The organism is Marinobacter sp. LV10R520-4 (assembly GCF_002563815.1).
In the GTDB taxonomy this organism is placed as follows: Bacteria; Pseudomonadota; Gammaproteobacteria; order Pseudomonadales; family Oleiphilaceae; genus Marinobacter.
Window position 1 is genome coordinate 2,080,318 of the sequence record NZ_PDJM01000001.1, and the last position, 15,627, is coordinate 2,095,944.

Genomic DNA, 15,627 nt, shown 5'->3' on the forward strand with positions numbered 1-15,627 from the left:
GCAAGCTCACGCGCAACCGTCAAATAATCGACTGACCAGCACCGGCACCGCGGTTTCTACCCGCAGTATGCGTTGCCCCAGATGCACCGCCTGGCAGCCTGCCTGCTGCAGCTTATCCACTTCATAATCGGTAAAGCCACCTTCCGGGCCAATGCAAAGGGTCGCCGGGCCTGGCAGGTGCACAGGGCAGGGCTGCGCACTGCCGGGGTGTGCCACCAGCGCCCGTTTGCCGGCCAAAAGCGCTGGCAGCTCGTCTTCCACAAACGGCTTGAACAGTTTGCGAATGTGCACTTTGGGCATCAAGGTGTCGCGAGCTTGCTCCAACCCCAGCACCAGATTGTCACGCAGGGCCGGCTCTTGCAGCCATGGGGTCTGCCAGAAGCTCTTTTCCACTTTGTAGCTGTTGATCAGCCATAGATCTTTCACGCCCAGGGTGGCGCAGGTTTGCAGAGTGCGACGGAACATTTTTGGCCTTGGCATGGCCAGCATCAGTGTCAGTGGCAGAGGTTTTGGCGGTGCTTGGTCAAGGCTGACTTGAAGTTCGGCGTAGTGCTCGGTCAGGCTGGTAACCCGGCCCACACCGATATTGCCGTTCACCTGGCCTACCGGCACGCTGTCGCCCACGGCGATTTTACGAATGCTGCGCAAGTGCTCCAGACGTCGATCGCTCAGGCGTACGGTATCTGCAGAAATGAAATCTGCATCGAACAGCAAAGCCAGATTCATTCGCTGCCGGACTTTTTGGCCTCGTCGGCAACCGCAACTTTGCGCTTCATCAGCCGGCCGAACAATATGCCGAGCTCAAACAAGATCCACATGGGCAGCGCCAGCAATGTTTGCGAGATAATGTCCGGAGGGGTCAGCATCATGCCGATAATAAAGCAACCAACCACCACATAAGGGCGCTTGGCAGCCAGGTCATCCGGCGTGGTGATGCCGGTAATAATCAGCAGAATGGTGGCAATCGGAATCTCGAACGCCACACCAAAGGCAAAAAACATTTTCAATACGAAATTCAGATAGCTGGTGATGTCCGGCAGCTCCACAATGCCTTCAGGGCCGACGGCCGTAAAGAAGCCGAAAACTAGCGGAAACACCACGTAGTAGGCGAAGGCAGCGCCCAGATAGAACAACAGCACTGACGAAAAAAGCAGTGGGAAGGCTATTTTTTTCTCGTGGGCGTAAAGGCCCGGAGCAATAAAGCTCCAAAGCTGGTACAGAATAACCGGGATGGCGGCAAACACCGCCAGCACCAGGGCCAGCTTCAGGGGGGCAAAAAACGGCGAGGTAACATCGGTGGCAATCATGCTCTGGCCTACCGGCAGCAGACTGCGGATAGGTTCAGACAACCAAAGGTAAAGCTCGTTGGCAAACGGGTAAATAAAGGCGAAACACACCACCACCGCCAGCACCATTTTCAGCAGGCGGTTACGCAATTCCAGCAGATGTTCAATCAGCGGCATTTCAGGCTGGTCGGGCACGTGGTTACCGGCCCCGGTCTGTTCTGTCATGAACGCGTATCCGAAGCATCCCCAGAGCTGGGGGAGGGTTTGTTAAGGTCGATCGGGCTTTCTGGCGCCTTTTCCAGCGAGCTGTCGGCGGGCTTGGAGATGCTGGGTGTGTCATCTTCGTCCCACAGGTCAGACAGCGCAGACGTCACTTTGCGGTTGGCCTGATCCAGCTGATTCTGCGCCGGTTTGACCATGTTTTCGTATTTTTTTGCTTCGTCCAGGGCGTCGCGGACGGTTTTTTGAACGTCTTCCAGGCCCACATCCCCGGCTTTTTTCAGCTCTTTGCGCAGGTCGTCGGCCTTCAATTCGCGGTCAAGCTCGGAAGTAAACTGGGTCATCATACGCCGTGCAGAACCTATCCAGCGCCCAGCAGCGCGCGCAGCCGAGGGCAAGCGCTCGGGGCCCAGCACCAGCAAAGCAATAACGCCGCAGATCAATAGCTCAAGAAAGCCGATATCAAACATTCAGCAGGCTCTCAGCTTTGGGTTTTATCCCGGGTTTTGTCGTCCGTAGCGGACTGCTGAAACTGTGCGCTGTCTTTCTCCTCCAGATTATCCGGATTGGAGGTATCGGTTTTACCGTCGTCATCGGTCATGGACTTTTTAAAACCACGAATGGCGCCGCCAAGATCGGTACCGATATTGCGCAGTTTTTTCGTTCCGAACAGCAAAATAACAATGCCGAGTACAATAAGAAGTTGCCAAATACTGATGCCCATGGTGAATCCTCGTTCAAATGTTGGCAGTGGTCGCTATTGTACGCCACTGACGGCACTGTGAAAAAACCTCTTCAGAGGTAGATACCCTTATTTCTGACGCGCGGCTTTTTCTTCCAGGCCCGACAGGTCGAATCGCCGCGCCAATTCGTTAATGACATCGTCAGGCCCAGCATTCAGACGCGACAACATTACCAGAGTGTGGAACCACAAGTCTGCGGTTTCCGCAATCAGCTCATCGGTGTTGCCGCTGTGCTCGGCATCTTTGGCGGCCAGCAGGGTTTCAGTGCATTCCTCGCCAACCTTTTCCAGAATTTTATTCAGCCCTTTGGCGTGCAGGCTGGCTACATAAGAGCTATCTGGATCGGCGTTTTTGCGGGCTTCCAGCACCTGCGCCAGTTGTTGCAGTACGTCACTCACCGTTGGGGTCCTCGGCATTTTTTGCTGTGTTGTAAATAGCGCTTGGGTCTTTCAGCACCGGTTCTACGTTCTGCCATTGGCCGTGTTGCAGTGATTGGTAAAAGCAGCTACGCCTTCCAGTGTGACAGGCAATGCCACCTTTTTGTTCTACCTTCAGCAAAATCACATCGGCGTCGCAGTCCAGGCGGATGTCCTTTATCACCTGCTGATGGCCCGAACTTTCGCCTTTGCGCCAAAGCTTACCGCGGGAACGTGACCAATATACGGCCAGGCCTTCGGTAACGGTCAGCTGAAGCGATTCCGGGTTCATCCAGGCCATCATCAGTATATCGCCGTTATCGGCATCCTGAGCGATGGCAGGCACCAGGCCGTCAGCTGTCCAACGGATGGCGTCAATCCAGGTTGGCGGATGTTTGTTAGCAGAAATTTGCGACATGAGCTCAATCCTGAAAGCGGGTTAACGGCTGCCGCGCAATACCAGCGCGCCAGCGGCAATGAACAATATCCAACTCCAAACCGGCAAACCGCTGAGCCATTGTTGGCTGGGTGGATGGCTGGCGGCAACCGCCGCTGCGGTTAGTGACGCCGCTATAAAACCCCTGCGCCAACGTCGTTCGCTGCGCAACTGCTGCTCTTTCAATAACGCCAGCGTGTCCCGATTTTGCTGTTCGGTGGGGCCTGCGCCCCGCAGCTGTAACAACGCATCGTGAATCAACTGCGGCATTTCCGGAGACTGTTCCAGCCAAGCAGGAAAGTGAGTTTGCAGGGTTTTCAAAAAACCCGACGGCCCAATACGCTTGCGCATCCATTGTTCCAGGTACGGTTGCGCAGTGCTCCACAGGTCCAGGTCCGGGTAGAGCTGGCGGCCAAGACCCTCAACATTCAGCAGGGTTTTTTGCAGCAGCACCAGCTGAGGCTGCACTTCCATGTTGAAGCGGCGGGCGGTCTGAAACAGGCGCAGCAGAAAGTGGCCAAAGGAAATTTCTTTCAGCGGGCGCTCGAAAATGGGTTCGCACACGGTGCGAATCGCCGCTTCAAATTCATTAACCCGGGTGTCCGGTGGTACCCATCCGCTTTGAATGTGTAACTGCGCCACCTGGCGGTAATCGCGGCGAAAAAACGCCAACAGGTTGCGGGCCAGGTAGCTTTGATCGTCTGGGGACAGAGTGCCAACAATGCCAAAATCAATGGCGATGTACTGGGGGTCGGCCGGGTTGGTGATATCGACAAAAATGTTGCCAGGGTGCATGTCGGCGTGAAAAAAGCTGTCGCGGAACACTTGGGTGAAAAAGATCTCCACGCCTTTTTCGGCCAGCACTTTCATATTCACGCCGGCGGCGTTTAGCGTAGCAACATCGGCAATGGGTACGCCATAAATGCGCTCCATCACCAGCACCTGCTTGCGGGTGAAGTCCCAGTCAATAAAGGGAATGTAAATCAACGGCGAGTTGTCGAAATTACGCCGCAGCTGGCTGGCGTTGGCGGCTTCACGCTGCAGGTCAAGCTCGTCGTGAATGGTGGCGTCGTAGTCAGCTACGACTTCCACCGGATGCAGACGTTTGCCTTCAGCCCAGTATTTCTCCAGCAGGCCGGCCATCAGGTACATCAGGCTGAGGTCTTGGCGGATGGTTTTTTCAATGCCCGGGCGCAGCACTTTCACCACCACCTTTTGGCCGTTTTTTAGAGTGGCTGCGTGCACCTGAGCCACCGATGCTGACGCCATGGGATCTGCGCTGAATTCGGCAAACAGCTCGGTGACCGGGGCGCCCAGTGCGCGCTCTATAATTTCACGGGCGCTATCGCTTGGAAACGGTGGCACTTTGTCTTGCAAGGTTTTCAGGGAGTCGGCCATGTCGTCCGGCAGCAGGTCGCGCCGAGTAGACAGTATCTGGCCGAATTTAACGAACACCGGCCCCAGCTCTTCCAGGGCGATGCGCAAACGGTCACCGCGGTCGAGCTTGGGTTGTGAAAACAGATGCCAGGGCGCCAGTATAAAAATGACTTTCAGCACTGGCGGAAGCTCGGCCAGGGGCAGAAAAATATCCAGTCGGTAGCGGCAGAATACCCAAAATATCCGAAACAGGCGTTGCAGACGGCTCACGAATTCTCCTGTTTTTCAGACGGTTCAGGCGGGTGAGATGGGAGACGAGAAGCCGGCTTGCTCTGGGGCAGGAACTCCACGCGGGCGGCCAGGCGCTCAACCCGAAGGCTAAGGGCATCTATATCCTGAAAGCTGGCCTCCAACTCGCGGCGGCCGGGCAAGGCGCCGGTTTCTTCGTGCAGGTATTCTTCCAGATTGCTGGCCATGCTGTGTCGCGCATCACGGCTCCACTTCACGCCATTGCGCAAGCGTTTGGCCAGAAAATGCGCCGGCACATCGCCCAGATGGCGAGCCATGGCCGCTTCCCAATCCGGATTCAGCTGTTCAATAGCACGTTGAAACTGGTGTGCCAGAGCGGTGTCGCCACTGATGCTCAGACGGCCGTCTTTAATGGCGCCTGTGTCGCCGCTGGCCATGGCATAAAACGCCATAGCCGGACCGGCAATCACCAGTCCGGGCTGTGTGGCCGGCTGGCTGCCCACCAACACGCCTTTGCCGCCTTGGGTCAGAGTAAGGGTTAATGCCATGGGCGCAGTCAGGTCAAACTGTACCGGAGCCGTCAGCGCTGCCAGCAACGCTTTGCGGCCGGCCGGGTCAAACTCCAAGGCTTGGTTCAGCGCCGTTTCAACAATGGCGCTGACAGCGCTGAGCAGGGTTGGACCAGGGAACATCAGGGTTTTATTCCCACGTGCAGAGCCACAATGCCACCGGTCATATTGTGGTATTTGCAGTTGGCGAAGCCGGCGGTTTCCATCATCGCTTTGAGAGTGTCCTGGTCTGGATGCATACGGATGGACTCCGCCAGGTATTTGTAGCTCTCGCTGTCGCCGGCAATCAACTTGCCCATAAATGGTAAAGCGGTGAATGAGTAAGTGTCATAAGCCTTGCTTAGCAGCGGGTTAGTGGGCTTGGAAAACTCCAATACCATCAGTTTACCACCGGGTTTTAGTACCCGAGCCATGTCCCTCAGGGCCTGGTCTTTGTCGGTCACGTTGCGCAGGCCAAAGGCGATAGATACAGCGTTGAAGCTGTTGTCCGGGAACGGCAAGTGTTCTGCGTCAGCCTGTACGTATTCAATGTTGCCAGCGTAGCCACGGTCTGCCAGGCGGCTGCGACCGACTTTCAACATGGAGGCGTTGATGTCGGCCAGCACCACTTTGCCACTGGGCCCGACCAAATCTGAAAACTTCATGGTCAGGTCGCCGGTACCGCCTGCGATGTCCAGTACTTGGTGCCCCGGGCGCACGCCGGAGAGCTCAATCGTGAAGCGTTTCCAAAGGCGATGAACACCCATCGACATCAAATCGTTCATGAGGTCGTATTTGCTGGCCACGCTGTGAAAAACCTCGGCTACCTGGCCGGCCTTCTGGCTTTTTGGTACATCGCGAAAACCAAAATGGGTAACGTCGTCTTTCGGCTTATCCGGTTTTGCGGTGCTGGCTGGCGTTTGCTGATCGCTCATGGAACTGTCCTGTCAGAATCTGAATCCCGTATTCTAACGTCTGCGGGGTTGGCTACAAGTTTAATACCGCCTTACACTGTAAAACCTGTCATTTCGCGAGAGAAACCTGATTTATGTCCGTTATTGATATTCACCGCACTCACACCATGGACAAACAGCACGCCCGTGAAGCGGCTGAGACCCTGGCCGCCGACCTCTCCAGCCGTTTCGATATGAATTACGCGTGGGAAGGCGATGTTATGAAATTCAAGCGCAGCGGAGTGCAGGGCCAGCTCACGATTAATCACGGCGACTTGCACGTCTACTTGGAGCTGGGACTGCTGTTACGGCCCATGAAAGGCCGGATTGCACAGGAAATCGAATCCCAGTTAGACCAGATTATTCGCGTTTGAAGTCCCAAGCGGCCCGTGTCAAAGCGACGCGGGCAGTTCAAAGGGCTGCGATTGACCGGCCAGAATGTTGTCCATAATGCGCCGTTCACGCAGCACTAGCCGGTCAATCAGCTTGCCGACGTTATCCATACACCGGAACGCGCTGTAGCCACGGTGTAGAAAACTGTGCAAATCCTGCAGGTCGGCCATTTCTGCCGGTCCGCGGCCCATAGACAGCAGCCAGCCCAGTGTTCGGTTACGCACGTACCGGTCAAGGCGATGGCCCACATCGGCGATCAGTTCAATCTGACGCAGTCGCTGGGGTTGGTCATCGGCGTAACGGTAGGCCAGGCAGTAGTCCTCTACGGCCAGCGCCTCTGCATTCATTTGATGGCTATGCAGCGCGCTTGCCAGATTATGGTCCAGTTGCTGGGTCAGCAGGTTGAGCTCCACCAGTCTGGCGAGGGTTCGTAACTGGTGGTCTGGCAGCCACCTCACCATTTTTGGGAAAACCCGATCGATATTGTCGTCGCGGTGGCTCATTCCGGTGGGCGCGTACAAATCCGTCAGCAAAAATTCCAGCCCCTGGTGATAGCCCGGGTTCTGGTATAAATCCTGGTGGGTCTGTTTTAGTCGAGCGGCCTGCCAGCTGGCCACTTGAGCGCTTTGCTGTTGCAGCGGATGATGGCTGTGGCTCTGACGAAAATCGTGATACGCCAGCAGCCAATGCTGCAACTGACGGGCGTTATCGCTGTAAACGGCGGTTTCAACCAGGCGCTGGCGATACATAAATAGGCTCCGGCTGGGCGGTTGAATCGGGGGGCGGCATTGTAACCGAGTAGCCTGGCCTGTGCTGAAGTGTCATCAATAGCTGTTGGGGGGGGGCATCAGGCGTCAGCATGCGCAATCTGTGTTAACTCCGGTATCCATTTTTTGTCATCCAGAATGATAAAATGACTGGGCGCCGTGGTTTCCACAATCTTCAAGTTTTCGCCACCCTTGCGGGCACTGGCCAGCATGGCGTTGCGGTCGAGCACCCGGTCAGTAGCTGGAACCAGCACAATACCCCGTGTGATGTGCTGGTAAACGCTGGTATCGGTGCGCTCCATCCAAGCCAGCAGATTGTCGATATTGCGCACAATGGTCAGGTGATCTTTGGTGGCGTGGAACAGCTTGCTGAGCAGTTTTTTCTTGCGCCGGTTCATTTTGCCAAAAAATGTCTGGTTGTAAGCCGAATTGGAAGTGCTGTTCAGCAGGCGGACAATCCACGGCCACATGCTGGGGCTGAGTGGTTCCAGTAATGCTAGCATCAGTGGGTGAGCGCGGCCCTGGGGTAGTATCGGGGCCTCCAGTACCAGCTCTATGTCGTGGTAAAGCTCTGGCCATTGGCGGATAGCTTCCAGTGCCACCGCGGCACCGCGGGAGTGGCCGTGAATGCGCACGTTGTTGCTGCCTATAAGATTGCGCATGGCCTGGTTGAGTATGCAGGCATCGTATTCGATGGTGCCGGCCAGATGCTTGATGTCCACCGCCCAGTCGGGCGTCTGCGGCGTAACGCCACTAACAGGCACGTGGTAATTGCTGCAGGTAATCAGGATCAGTTCGGTGGTGGGAGCGTTGTAGGCCTGGGTAAAATAGCAGTGATTTTCCATAAAACCGTGTATACACACCACTGTGTGCTCTGCCGGGCCACTGTGATTGCGCACAGAAATTGCACCTTCGCCGATAGAAAATACCTGACCCGAAAACATCTCGGCGTAAGCGTTTTCGATAGGTTTGATCAGTTTGCGAATATGGCTGGCCTGCATAGTCTCTCCTGATCGTTATAGCGAGCGCCCGCATTTGCAGCAAGACAGACGGGCTCTGTGCTTATTATAAGCCTGCCGCTAAAGCCGTGCGCAATACTTTAGCCTGTGCCGGGTATACGCAGGCTCTGGAGGCGCCGGTGGATGTCTGGCACAATATCGTTCTATTCTCAATCTCAGGATTCGCCGAGATTACCGCAACTTAGCTCATCTTACACAAAAGGCAGCGGATTTTGAGCCAGCAAGCTTTGCATTTGATGTTGCCTGCCGATGCAGGCTGGCTGGCTGCCGAACGGCCGGAAAACCCGCTGGTTACCACCGTGTTGCTTCGTGTTCAGGGGCTTACAGCTGCTCGCCTGCGAGAATTCTTGCATGTTTACTGGGGTGCCTGGGAGCGTTTTCGCTTTCGCCCGGAACCTTACGCCGGCTATTGGCGCTGGCAGGAAAGTGCGGATTTTGATGTGCGCCAGCATCTGGATATTGTGCTGGACCGCTTTACGGCACCCCAACAGCAGCCCTGGATAAACACCGTTATCAGCCAACCGCTGCCCATTTATCGTCCATTATGGAAATTCTGGTTGGCGCCCAACGCCGTTGGTGGTGGGTTATTGCTTATACGGATACACCATTGTTACGCCGATAGCGCGTCGCTGGCGCAGCTGCTGGAACAACTGTTCACTGCCTCGCCGCAGCAACACCCGGTACTTTACGGCGCAGCGCACCCGGCAGACCTTGAACGCTGGCTGCAGTGTGCTAAAAATTGGCTGAGTGAGCGTGTTTTTGGTGCTGAGAGCCCTCCGCCCGAAAACGCTGAGAGCCCCCCGCCCGAAACCGACGCGGTACAGACGGCAGCCGCTGCTGGGCAGCTGCCGGGCACTTTTAGCTCAAGCGCTGCCACGGCGCTTGAGCTCGCGGGCCAATTAGGCAGTTACCTGGCCCAGCCAGACGACAGTCCCAGCAACCTGAGCAGGCCATTAACCGGCCAGCGTCAGTGCTGTTGGTCCGCAGCGATTCCCGATGCGCGTCTACAGGCGGCGGCCCAGACGCTGGGCGTTAGCAGCCGCGACGTGTTGGCGGCCTGCATCACGGCGGCTTTGCAGGCGCAGCTCGGGCTGAGCCCGCAGGCGCTGGAACAAGCCCAGATTAACCTGTTGCTGCCAGTGGATGTTCGTTCCCAACTGCCCGCCAGTTTAAGGCCAGCGCTGTCTGAGCCGGGTAATGGCAGTGGCAGTGAACGGTTGTTGCTGCCAATAGACGGCGACAGTTTTGTGGAGCGGGTGTATCGCATAAAACAGGAAGTTCGCCGCCTTCGCGACAGCCTGCAGCCGTTGTTAACCTGGGGCCTGACCGCCTGCAGCGGTTTTTTGCCTGAAATGATAAAACAGACGCCACTGTGGCCTTTTGCCGCTCGCCCCAGTGCAGCGCTGGCCAGCTTCGACGGTGCCGGGGTGGTTCGCTATCTGGCGGGTTGTCGGGTTGACGAACTGGTGGCCTGGAGCCCGCAAGTTGCCGATGCAGGAGTCAGCGTGACCGCTTGCCGCTACGCCGGCCAGCTGCGACTGACAGTGGTTGCCGACCATTCTGCCAATCTGGATGTGCAGCGCTTTCAAAGCGATTGCATGGTGGCTTTGACTCAAGCGCTTGCCAGTCAGCTGGATAATTGAGCTCCCATAACGTCGCGCATTGTCAAAAAACCTGCTGAGTGTCTACAGTATTAGGATCGGCGCCCCAGGATCTCACATCCTCACGTGTGCGGCAGAGACCATAAATGCTTCAAGGAGATGCCATGAGCAACGAACGGGTAGAAAGCGACAGCCTTGGTGAAGTCAGGGTGCCGGCAAGCGCACTTTGGGGTGCACAAACCCAACGCGCCATCGAGAACTTTCCGGTTAGCGGGCAACCCATGCCGCCGGCGTTCATTGCCGCCGTGGTGCAGATAAAAAAAGCCGCGGCGGAAGCCAATGCCAGCCTGGCCTTGCTCAACGGCCCGGTTCGCGACGCCATTGTGCTGGCCTGTGACCAGCTGCTGGCCGGTGATTACTATGATCAGTTCCCGGTAGATCGCTACCAGACCGGCTCTGGCACCAGCACCAACATGAATGTGAATGAGGTGATCGCGGCACTGGCCCAGCTCAGTGGTGTGGTGGTTCATCCCAACGACCACGTGAATATGAGCCAGAGCTCTAACGATGTCATCCCGTCGGCTATCCATATCAGCGCGGTGATAGCGATTCACCAGAACCTGGTGCCGGCGCTGACTCATTTACAAGGCGTTCTGTACGAACGCGAAGCCGTGTACGGCGAGCAGGTAAAAACCGGCAGAACCCACCTGATGGACGCGATGCCGGTAACCTTGGGCCAGGAGCTGCGTACCTGGCGCGAGCAATTGAAAGCGACACAGGCGCGCATCGAACGTGCAGCAGATGAACTCCTGGCGTTGCCCCAGGGCGGCACGGCTGTAGGCACCGGCATTAACGCCGTCAGCGAATTTGCGCCTGAGTTTACCCGCTGCCTGAAAGCCAATACCGGTTTTGGCTTTAAACCACTAACCCATAAGTTTGTGGCACAGAGCGCAGTGGATGCGCCGGTGGCGCTGTCGGCGCAGCTGCGTGGGCTTGGCATTGTGCTGACAAAAATCGCCAACGATTTGCGCTGGATGAACAGCGGCCCTATTCACGGGCTGTCAGAAATCAGCCTTCCGGTACTTCAGCCAGGCAGCAGCATTATGCCAGGCAAAGTGAACCCGGTGATCCCCGAGTCTGTGGCTATGGTAGGCGCCCAGATTATGGGACTTGATGCCTCTATCGCTTACGCCGGGCAGTCTGGTAATTTCCAGCTCAACGTGATGTTACCGTTGGTAGGTGCCAACCTGCTGGAGATGATTGGCCTGTTAAGCAATGCCAGCAGTCTGCTGGGTGACAAAGCGCTAAAAGGCTTCACTGTAAACGCAGAGCACTTAAATGCAGGTGTTGGCCGTAATCCCGTGCTGGTGACGGCGCTGAACCCGGAAATTGGTTACAGCCTGGCGTCTGAAATTGCCAAAGAGGCCTACGCCAGTGGCCGCCCGGTAATTGATGTGGCTGAAGAGCGCAGTGGTCTCAGCCGCGAGCGGCTTGAGCAGCTTATGGACCCGTTAAAACTGACCCGCGGCGGGCTGGCAGGATAGCGAGTGTCCATTATGGCTAATTGGTGAACCTACTGAGCTTCTGAGAGTCCGAAGAACCAGACGGGACACTCCAAACGGGACATTCTAGACGAGACACGAGTGGTCCGCGTGATCAGATTGAACGAACAATAGGTACACAAACAAGCGTATTTGCGGAGGTAGTAATGACAACATCCTGTAGCGTCCCCGGCATGACCGTGCCGCGCAGCCGGTTTCCGGATCCAGAGCAGGATCTTCCTGCAGACCAGGACAGCGGGCAGATAGTACTTGCGGGTGGCTGTTTCTGGTGCGTGGAGGCGGTAATTATAGCCATGAACGGCGTGCACTCGGTTGAATCCGGCTACGCTGGCGGATCTGCTGGCAGCGCTAACTATCAGGCTGTGTGCACCGGTACCACTGGCCACGCCGAAGTGATTAAGATTGAATACGACCCAACCCAGGTGTCGTTGGGCAGCTTGCTGAAAGTATTCTTTTCGGTAGCTCACGACCCCACCCAGCGTAACCGCCAGGGTAACGATATTGGCACTCAGTATCGCTCGGCGATTTTTTATCAGTCGGTGCAGCAGCGTCAGGTCGCGCAAGCTTACATTGATCAGTTGAACCAGGCAGGCGTGTTCCACTCGGCTGTGGTGACTGAACTGGAGCCGCTGGAGACCTTCTACGTAGCAGAAGCCGATCACCAGAACTTCGCTGCTCGCAACCCGGGTCAGCCCTACATCATGGCGGTTGCTGCACCTAAAGTGCAGAAACTGGTTGACCAATATAGCGAACGGTTAAAGCCGGGCGTAGCGTCATCTACCGACGATCACTCGAATAAAGCGTAAGGAGCCCTATTTTGGCCGAATCTGCAGCAGGATACGATTTGACGCCGCTAACAGCGGAACAGATTGAAGGGAAAGCCGTTGGCCTGAGCGCCGACGAGCGCCGGATATTGTTAGACCATGGTACCGAACCGCCGTTTTGCGGCACGCTGCTGGACAACAAAAAGCAGGGTGTTTACGAATGCCGGTTGTGTGACTTGCCGTTGTTTAGCTCTAATTCCAAGTTTGATTCGGGTACCGGCTGGCCCAGCTTTTTTCAGCCATTCGATCCGCAACACATTCATTATATTGAAGATGACACACTGGGTATGCGTCGTACAGAAGTGCGCTGCCCGCGCTGTGATAGCCATCTGGGTCACGTTTTTCCAGACGGCCCGGCGCCCACCGGTCAGCGCTACTGCCTGAACTCGGTGGCCCTGGTGTTCAAGGAAAACGCCAGCAATTAGCCGGTGGCGGCTATAATGGTGGTTAACAGGTAGCCTGTGTAGGTCACATAAATCAGCATTAGAATGCCACCATCTACCCGACTGATGACGCGGCTGCGGCCGGCAAAGCCAAAGCCCATCAGCAGTAAGCCAACGGTCAGCGCCAGCATAAGTGACCAGTCGCGATAGAGGACCTCTGGGTCCACCTGCAATGGGTTGATGGTCGCGGCAAGGCCAACTACTGCTAAAGTGTTGAAAATACCCGAACCCAGAATATTGCCCAAAATCAGATCGTGCTCATTTTTACGTACTGCGGCCAAGGCTGAAGCCAGCTCCGGCAAAGACGTGCCAACGGCGACAACGGTAAGGCCAATAATAAGATCACTGATACCCAAGCTTTGGGCGACGTAAACCGCGCCCCAAACCAGCATTCGGGAACTGGCGACCAACAGCACCAAGCCAACAATCAGCCAGAAAACGGCGTTTCTCAGCGGCATGGGGTGGGCCGACGCGCTTTCCTCTACGTCGGCTTCAAGGCTGTCATTTTTATTGCGTATGCCCTGAAAGATGAACCAACCCATCACTGTCGCGAAAACTGCCAGCAAAACCCAGCCGTCGGTGCGCGACAGCTCGCCGTCAATCAGCTGGTAACCGGCAATCAGGGTAAGGCCGACGAGCAGTGGCAGTTCCTTGCGGATGATTTGCGAATTTACGGCAATGGGCGCAATGATGGCTGTTAAGCCAACAATCAGCGCTATGTTGGTAATGTTGGAGCCGTAGGCGTTGCCCAGGGCCAGGCCGGAGTTGCCTTCCATTGCGGCTATAGCAGAAACAGCCAGCTCGGGAGCGGATGTGCCAAAGCCGATAATCACCATGCCGATCAGCAAAGTGGGCATGCCCCAATGCTTAGCGGCGGCTGCGGCCCCGTCGACAAACTTGTCAGCGCTCCACACCAGAAGAATCAAGCCGGCAATGATTGCGCCTATCGCCAGTAACATACGTGCTTCCTCTTTATGAAACCCAAGTGTGAGACTAAAGTCACGATGATATTGTCTGGCAAAGACGGGAAAATCAATTACAACGGAGACATACTCCCGGGGCCAGGCGAGTCATTACATGACGCCCAACCGTTGCCTATTACTATTTATTAGTGCGCCGAAAGCCGAGATAATCGTCACATCGAATTCAGGAACCAGTTGCCAGCATTATTATCTCCATCTGGCTGGTTTCCGACAGGCTCTTTTGCTGATCGTGAAAGAGCACACAAGCTCAATACTTGCTAGGGTAAAAAACCAATGGCCGTAAGACAGGCAGACGTAGTGCTGGTCGGTGGGGGCGTAATGAGCGCTACCCTCGGCATGATACTGAAGCAGCTAGACCCCACCATGGACATTGTTCTGGTGGAGCGTCTGGATCACATTGCCCACGAAAGCACCGATGGCTGGAACAACGCAGGCACCGGTCACGCCGGCTACTGCGAGCTGAACTACACCCCCGAAACCGACGAGGGCGATGTAACCATCGACCGGGCCTTGCAGATAAACGCCCAGTTCGAAGTAACGCTGCAGTTCTGGTCTTACCTGGTTGAGCAGGGCATATTGCCCGATCCGAAAAAATTCATAAACCGTACCCCGCACCAGAGCTTTGTCTGGGGCGAAAAAGACGTTGCCTTCCTTAAGCGCCGCTTCGAACGCCTGAGTGCGCACCATCTATTTCGTGAAATGGAATACAGCGAGTCGCCGGAAGACCTGGCCGAGTGGATGCCGCTGATCGTAAAGCACCGCGACCCCATGCAGCGCGTTGCTGCTACCCGGATAAAGCACGGCGCCGATGTGGATTTTGGCTCCCTGACCCGCAGCATCGTTAAGCACCTGGAGACCCAACCCGGTTTCGAGCTAATGCTGAACAGCCCGGTGCACTATATTGACCAGCGCGATAACGGGCGCTGGAAAATAAGGGTGAAAAACCAGGAAACGGGTGAACAGACCAAACTGGAAGCCGGCTTTGTGTTCCTGGGTGCGGGCGGCGGTGCTTTGCCGCTGTTGCAGAAGTCAGGGATTGATGAAGCCGAAGGTTACGGCGGTTTTCCGGTGAGCGGCCAGTGGTTGGTGTGTGACAGGCCGGAAGTGGTGCAGCAGCATCATTCCAAGGTGTATGGCAAAGCGCCGATTGGTGCGCCGCCTATGTCGGTGCCACACCTGGACACCCGCATTATCAACGGCGAGCCGGCTTTGTTGTTTGGCCCGTTTGCCGGTTTTACCACCAGGTTCCTGAAGCAGGGTTCGGTGTTTGACCTGATCAGTTCCGTGCGCTCGTCAAACTTGCGCCCCATGCTGTCGGTGAGCAAGTCCAACATGGACCTGACCCGCTACCTGATTGGCGAAGTGTTCCAGTCCCACAGCGACCGGGTAGACGCACTGCGGAATTTCTTCCCGGATGCCCGTGAGGGCGACTGGCACCTGCAGGACGCAGGCCAACGGGTCCAGATCATTAAAAAAGCCAAAGACGGCGGCGGCAAGCTGGAGTTTGGTACCGAGATTGTAGCGGCTAAAGACGGCACGCTGGCTGCGCTACTGGGAGCATCCCCCGGTGCCTCAACGGCAGCTAGCGCCATGCTCGACGTATTGCAGCACTGCTTCCCTGAGAAAATGAAAACCCCGGAGTGGCAGGCACGCATGAAAGTGTTGGTGCCATCCTACGGTCAGTCTCTGGTAGAAGACGAAGAGCTGCTGTTAAAAGTGCGTGAGCGTACGCTCACCACTCTCAAGCTCAAACCGTAACGCGTAATCCTGACGGGGCAAGCGCATAAAAAACCGGAGCCAGGCTCCGG

General features: G+C 56.2%; 18 protein-coding genes. 6 read left to right on the forward strand and 12 right to left on the reverse strand.

Translation table 11 applies throughout. The features are described 5' to 3' along the window. Nucleotides 1-6: 6 nt before the first annotated feature. The 9 genes from ATG98_RS10030 to ubiE form a co-directional block, all read right to left on the reverse strand. Entirely contained in the window at nucleotides 7-726 is a 720-nt protein-coding gene (locus tag ATG98_RS10030; RefSeq protein ID WP_098422850.1) for a 16S rRNA (uracil(1498)-N(3))-methyltransferase, read from the reverse strand. Next, the gene (tatC, locus tag ATG98_RS10035) at nucleotides 723-1,511 is read right to left on the reverse strand and encodes a twin-arginine translocase subunit TatC (RefSeq protein ID WP_098422852.1); all 789 of its coding nucleotides are present in this window, start codon (nucleotides 1,509-1,511) and stop codon (nucleotides 723-725) included. The genes ATG98_RS10030 and tatC overlap by 4 nt, the downstream gene beginning before the upstream one ends. Further along, nucleotides 1,508-1,975, reverse strand: a complete 468-nt coding sequence (gene tatB, locus ATG98_RS10040) for a Sec-independent protein translocase protein TatB (RefSeq protein WP_098422854.1) — start codon at nucleotides 1,973-1,975, stop codon at nucleotides 1,508-1,510. Before tatB ends, tatC begins: the two co-directional genes overlap by 4 nt. Before the next feature lie 11 nt (nucleotides 1,976-1,986). Beyond that, nucleotides 1,987-2,229, reverse strand: coding sequence for a twin-arginine translocase TatA/TatE family subunit (tatA, locus tag ATG98_RS10045; RefSeq protein ID WP_098420922.1), 243 nt, complete (start codon nucleotides 2,227-2,229; stop codon nucleotides 1,987-1,989). Nucleotides 2,230-2,316: 87 nt separating this feature from the next. After that, on the reverse strand, nucleotides 2,317-2,646 hold the full coding sequence (locus ATG98_RS10050; protein ID WP_098420923.1) for a phosphoribosyl-ATP diphosphatase: 330 nt from the start codon (nucleotides 2,644-2,646) through the stop codon (nucleotides 2,317-2,319). Further along, on the reverse strand, nucleotides 2,639-3,082 hold the full coding sequence (gene hisI / locus ATG98_RS10055; protein ID WP_098422856.1) for a phosphoribosyl-AMP cyclohydrolase: 444 nt from the start codon (nucleotides 3,080-3,082) through the stop codon (nucleotides 2,639-2,641). The genes ATG98_RS10050 and hisI overlap by 8 nt, the downstream gene beginning before the upstream one ends. 21 nt (nucleotides 3,083-3,103) lie before the next feature. Beyond that, complete coding sequence (ubiB, locus tag ATG98_RS10060) at nucleotides 3,104-4,747, reverse strand: ubiquinone biosynthesis regulatory protein kinase UbiB (RefSeq protein ID WP_098420925.1); 1,644 nt, start codon at nucleotides 4,745-4,747, stop codon at nucleotides 3,104-3,106. Further along, nucleotides 4,744-5,418, reverse strand: coding sequence for a ubiquinone biosynthesis accessory factor UbiJ (locus ATG98_RS10065; protein WP_098422858.1), 675 nt, complete (start codon nucleotides 5,416-5,418; stop codon nucleotides 4,744-4,746). Before ATG98_RS10065 ends, ubiB begins: the two co-directional genes overlap by 4 nt. Further along, nucleotides 5,418-6,209: a bifunctional demethylmenaquinone methyltransferase/2-methoxy-6-polyprenyl-1,4-benzoquinol methylase UbiE gene (gene ubiE, locus ATG98_RS10070; RefSeq protein ID WP_098420927.1), complete on the reverse strand. Its 792-nt coding sequence runs from the start codon at nucleotides 6,207-6,209 to the stop codon at nucleotides 5,418-5,420. Before ubiE ends, ATG98_RS10065 begins: the two co-directional genes overlap by 1 nt. A gap of 113 nt (nucleotides 6,210-6,322) precedes the next feature. Here ubiE and ATG98_RS10075 point away from each other — a divergent pair, with 113 nt between their 5' ends. Next, nucleotides 6,323-6,601, forward strand: a complete 279-nt coding sequence (locus tag ATG98_RS10075) for a polyhydroxyalkanoic acid system family protein (protein ID WP_098420928.1) — start codon at nucleotides 6,323-6,325, stop codon at nucleotides 6,599-6,601. 18 nt (nucleotides 6,602-6,619) lie between these two features. On the opposite strand, the gene ATG98_RS10080 is transcribed toward ATG98_RS10075, so the two are convergent. Beyond that, entirely contained in the window at nucleotides 6,620-7,369 is a 750-nt protein-coding gene (locus ATG98_RS10080) for an FFLEELY motif protein (RefSeq protein ID WP_098420929.1), read from the reverse strand. Between the two features lie 98 nt (nucleotides 7,370-7,467). Further along, nucleotides 7,468-8,388 (reverse strand): alpha/beta fold hydrolase, encoded by a 921-nt coding sequence (locus tag ATG98_RS10085; protein WP_098420930.1) that lies wholly within the window; start codon nucleotides 8,386-8,388, stop codon nucleotides 7,468-7,470. A 230-nt stretch (nucleotides 8,389-8,618) separates the two neighbouring features. On the opposite strand from ATG98_RS10085, the gene ATG98_RS10090 reads away from it, so the two are divergent. The 4 genes from ATG98_RS10090 (at nucleotide 8,619) to msrB (ending at nucleotide 12,818) form a co-directional block, all read left to right on the forward strand. Beyond that, complete coding sequence (locus ATG98_RS10090; protein WP_098420931.1) at nucleotides 8,619-10,049, forward strand: WS/DGAT domain-containing protein; 1,431 nt, start codon at nucleotides 8,619-8,621, stop codon at nucleotides 10,047-10,049. Between the two features lie 122 nt (nucleotides 10,050-10,171). Next, nucleotides 10,172-11,551: a class II fumarate hydratase gene (locus tag ATG98_RS10095; protein ID WP_098420932.1), complete on the forward strand. Its 1,380-nt coding sequence runs from the start codon at nucleotides 10,172-10,174 to the stop codon at nucleotides 11,549-11,551. 164 nt (nucleotides 11,552-11,715) lie between these two features. After that, nucleotides 11,716-12,375, forward strand: a complete 660-nt coding sequence (gene msrA / locus ATG98_RS10100) for a peptide-methionine (S)-S-oxide reductase MsrA (RefSeq protein ID WP_179888104.1) — start codon at nucleotides 11,716-11,718, stop codon at nucleotides 12,373-12,375. An 11-nt stretch (nucleotides 12,376-12,386) separates the two neighbouring features. Continuing rightward, nucleotides 12,387-12,818 (forward strand): peptide-methionine (R)-S-oxide reductase MsrB, encoded by a 432-nt coding sequence (gene msrB / locus ATG98_RS10105; RefSeq protein WP_098420934.1) that lies wholly within the window; start codon nucleotides 12,387-12,389, stop codon nucleotides 12,816-12,818. Here the strand turns inward: msrB and ATG98_RS10110 are convergent. Continuing rightward, nucleotides 12,815-13,795, reverse strand: a complete 981-nt coding sequence (locus ATG98_RS10110) for a calcium/sodium antiporter (RefSeq protein WP_179888106.1) — start codon at nucleotides 13,793-13,795, stop codon at nucleotides 12,815-12,817. The genes msrB and ATG98_RS10110 overlap by 4 nt on opposite strands. 297 nt (nucleotides 13,796-14,092) lie before the next feature. Here ATG98_RS10110 and mqo point away from each other — a divergent pair, with 297 nt between their 5' ends. After that, nucleotides 14,093-15,577, forward strand: coding sequence for a malate dehydrogenase (quinone) (mqo, locus tag ATG98_RS10115; RefSeq protein WP_098422860.1), 1,485 nt, complete (start codon nucleotides 14,093-14,095; stop codon nucleotides 15,575-15,577). The last annotated feature ends 50 nt before the right edge of the window (nucleotides 15,578-15,627 follow it).

Bases quoted from the DNA above. Each gene is read 5' to 3' on its own strand.
- ATG98_RS10030 (WP_098422850.1), bottom strand. From the start codon at position 726: ATGAATCTGGCTTTGCTGTTCGATGCAGATTTCATTTCTGCAGATACC.
- tatC (WP_098422852.1), bottom strand. From the start codon at position 1,511: ATGACAGAACAGACCGGGGCCGGTAACCACGTGCCCGACCAGCCTGAA.
- tatB (WP_098422854.1), bottom strand. From the start codon at position 1,975: ATGTTTGATATCGGCTTTCTTGAGCTATTGATCTGCGGCGTTATTGCT.
- tatA (WP_098420922.1), bottom strand. From the start codon at position 2,229: ATGGGCATCAGTATTTGGCAACTTCTTATTGTACTCGGCATTGTTATT.
- hisI (WP_098422856.1), bottom strand. From the start codon at position 3,082: ATGTCGCAAATTTCTGCTAACAAACATCCGCCAACCTGGATTGACGCC.
- ATG98_RS10065 (WP_098422858.1), bottom strand. From the start codon at position 5,418: ATGTTCCCTGGTCCAACCCTGCTCAGCGCTGTCAGCGCCATTGTTGAA.
- ubiE (WP_098420927.1), bottom strand. From the start codon at position 6,209: ATGAGCGATCAGCAAACGCCAGCCAGCACCGCAAAACCGGATAAGCCG.
- ATG98_RS10075 (WP_098420928.1), top strand. From the start codon at position 6,323: ATGTCCGTTATTGATATTCACCGCACTCACACCATGGACAAACAGCAC.
- ATG98_RS10080 (WP_098420929.1), bottom strand. From the start codon at position 7,369: ATGTATCGCCAGCGCCTGGTTGAAACCGCCGTTTACAGCGATAACGCC.
- ATG98_RS10085 (WP_098420930.1), bottom strand. From the start codon at position 8,388: ATGCAGGCCAGCCATATTCGCAAACTGATCAAACCTATCGAAAACGCT.
- ATG98_RS10095 (WP_098420932.1), top strand. From the start codon at position 10,172: ATGAGCAACGAACGGGTAGAAAGCGACAGCCTTGGTGAAGTCAGGGTG.
- msrA (WP_179888104.1), top strand. From the start codon at position 11,716: ATGACAACATCCTGTAGCGTCCCCGGCATGACCGTGCCGCGCAGCCGG.
- ATG98_RS10110 (WP_179888106.1), bottom strand. From the start codon at position 13,795: ATGTTACTGGCGATAGGCGCAATCATTGCCGGCTTGATTCTTCTGGTG.
- mqo (WP_098422860.1), top strand. From the start codon at position 14,093: ATGGCCGTAAGACAGGCAGACGTAGTGCTGGTCGGTGGGGGCGTAATG.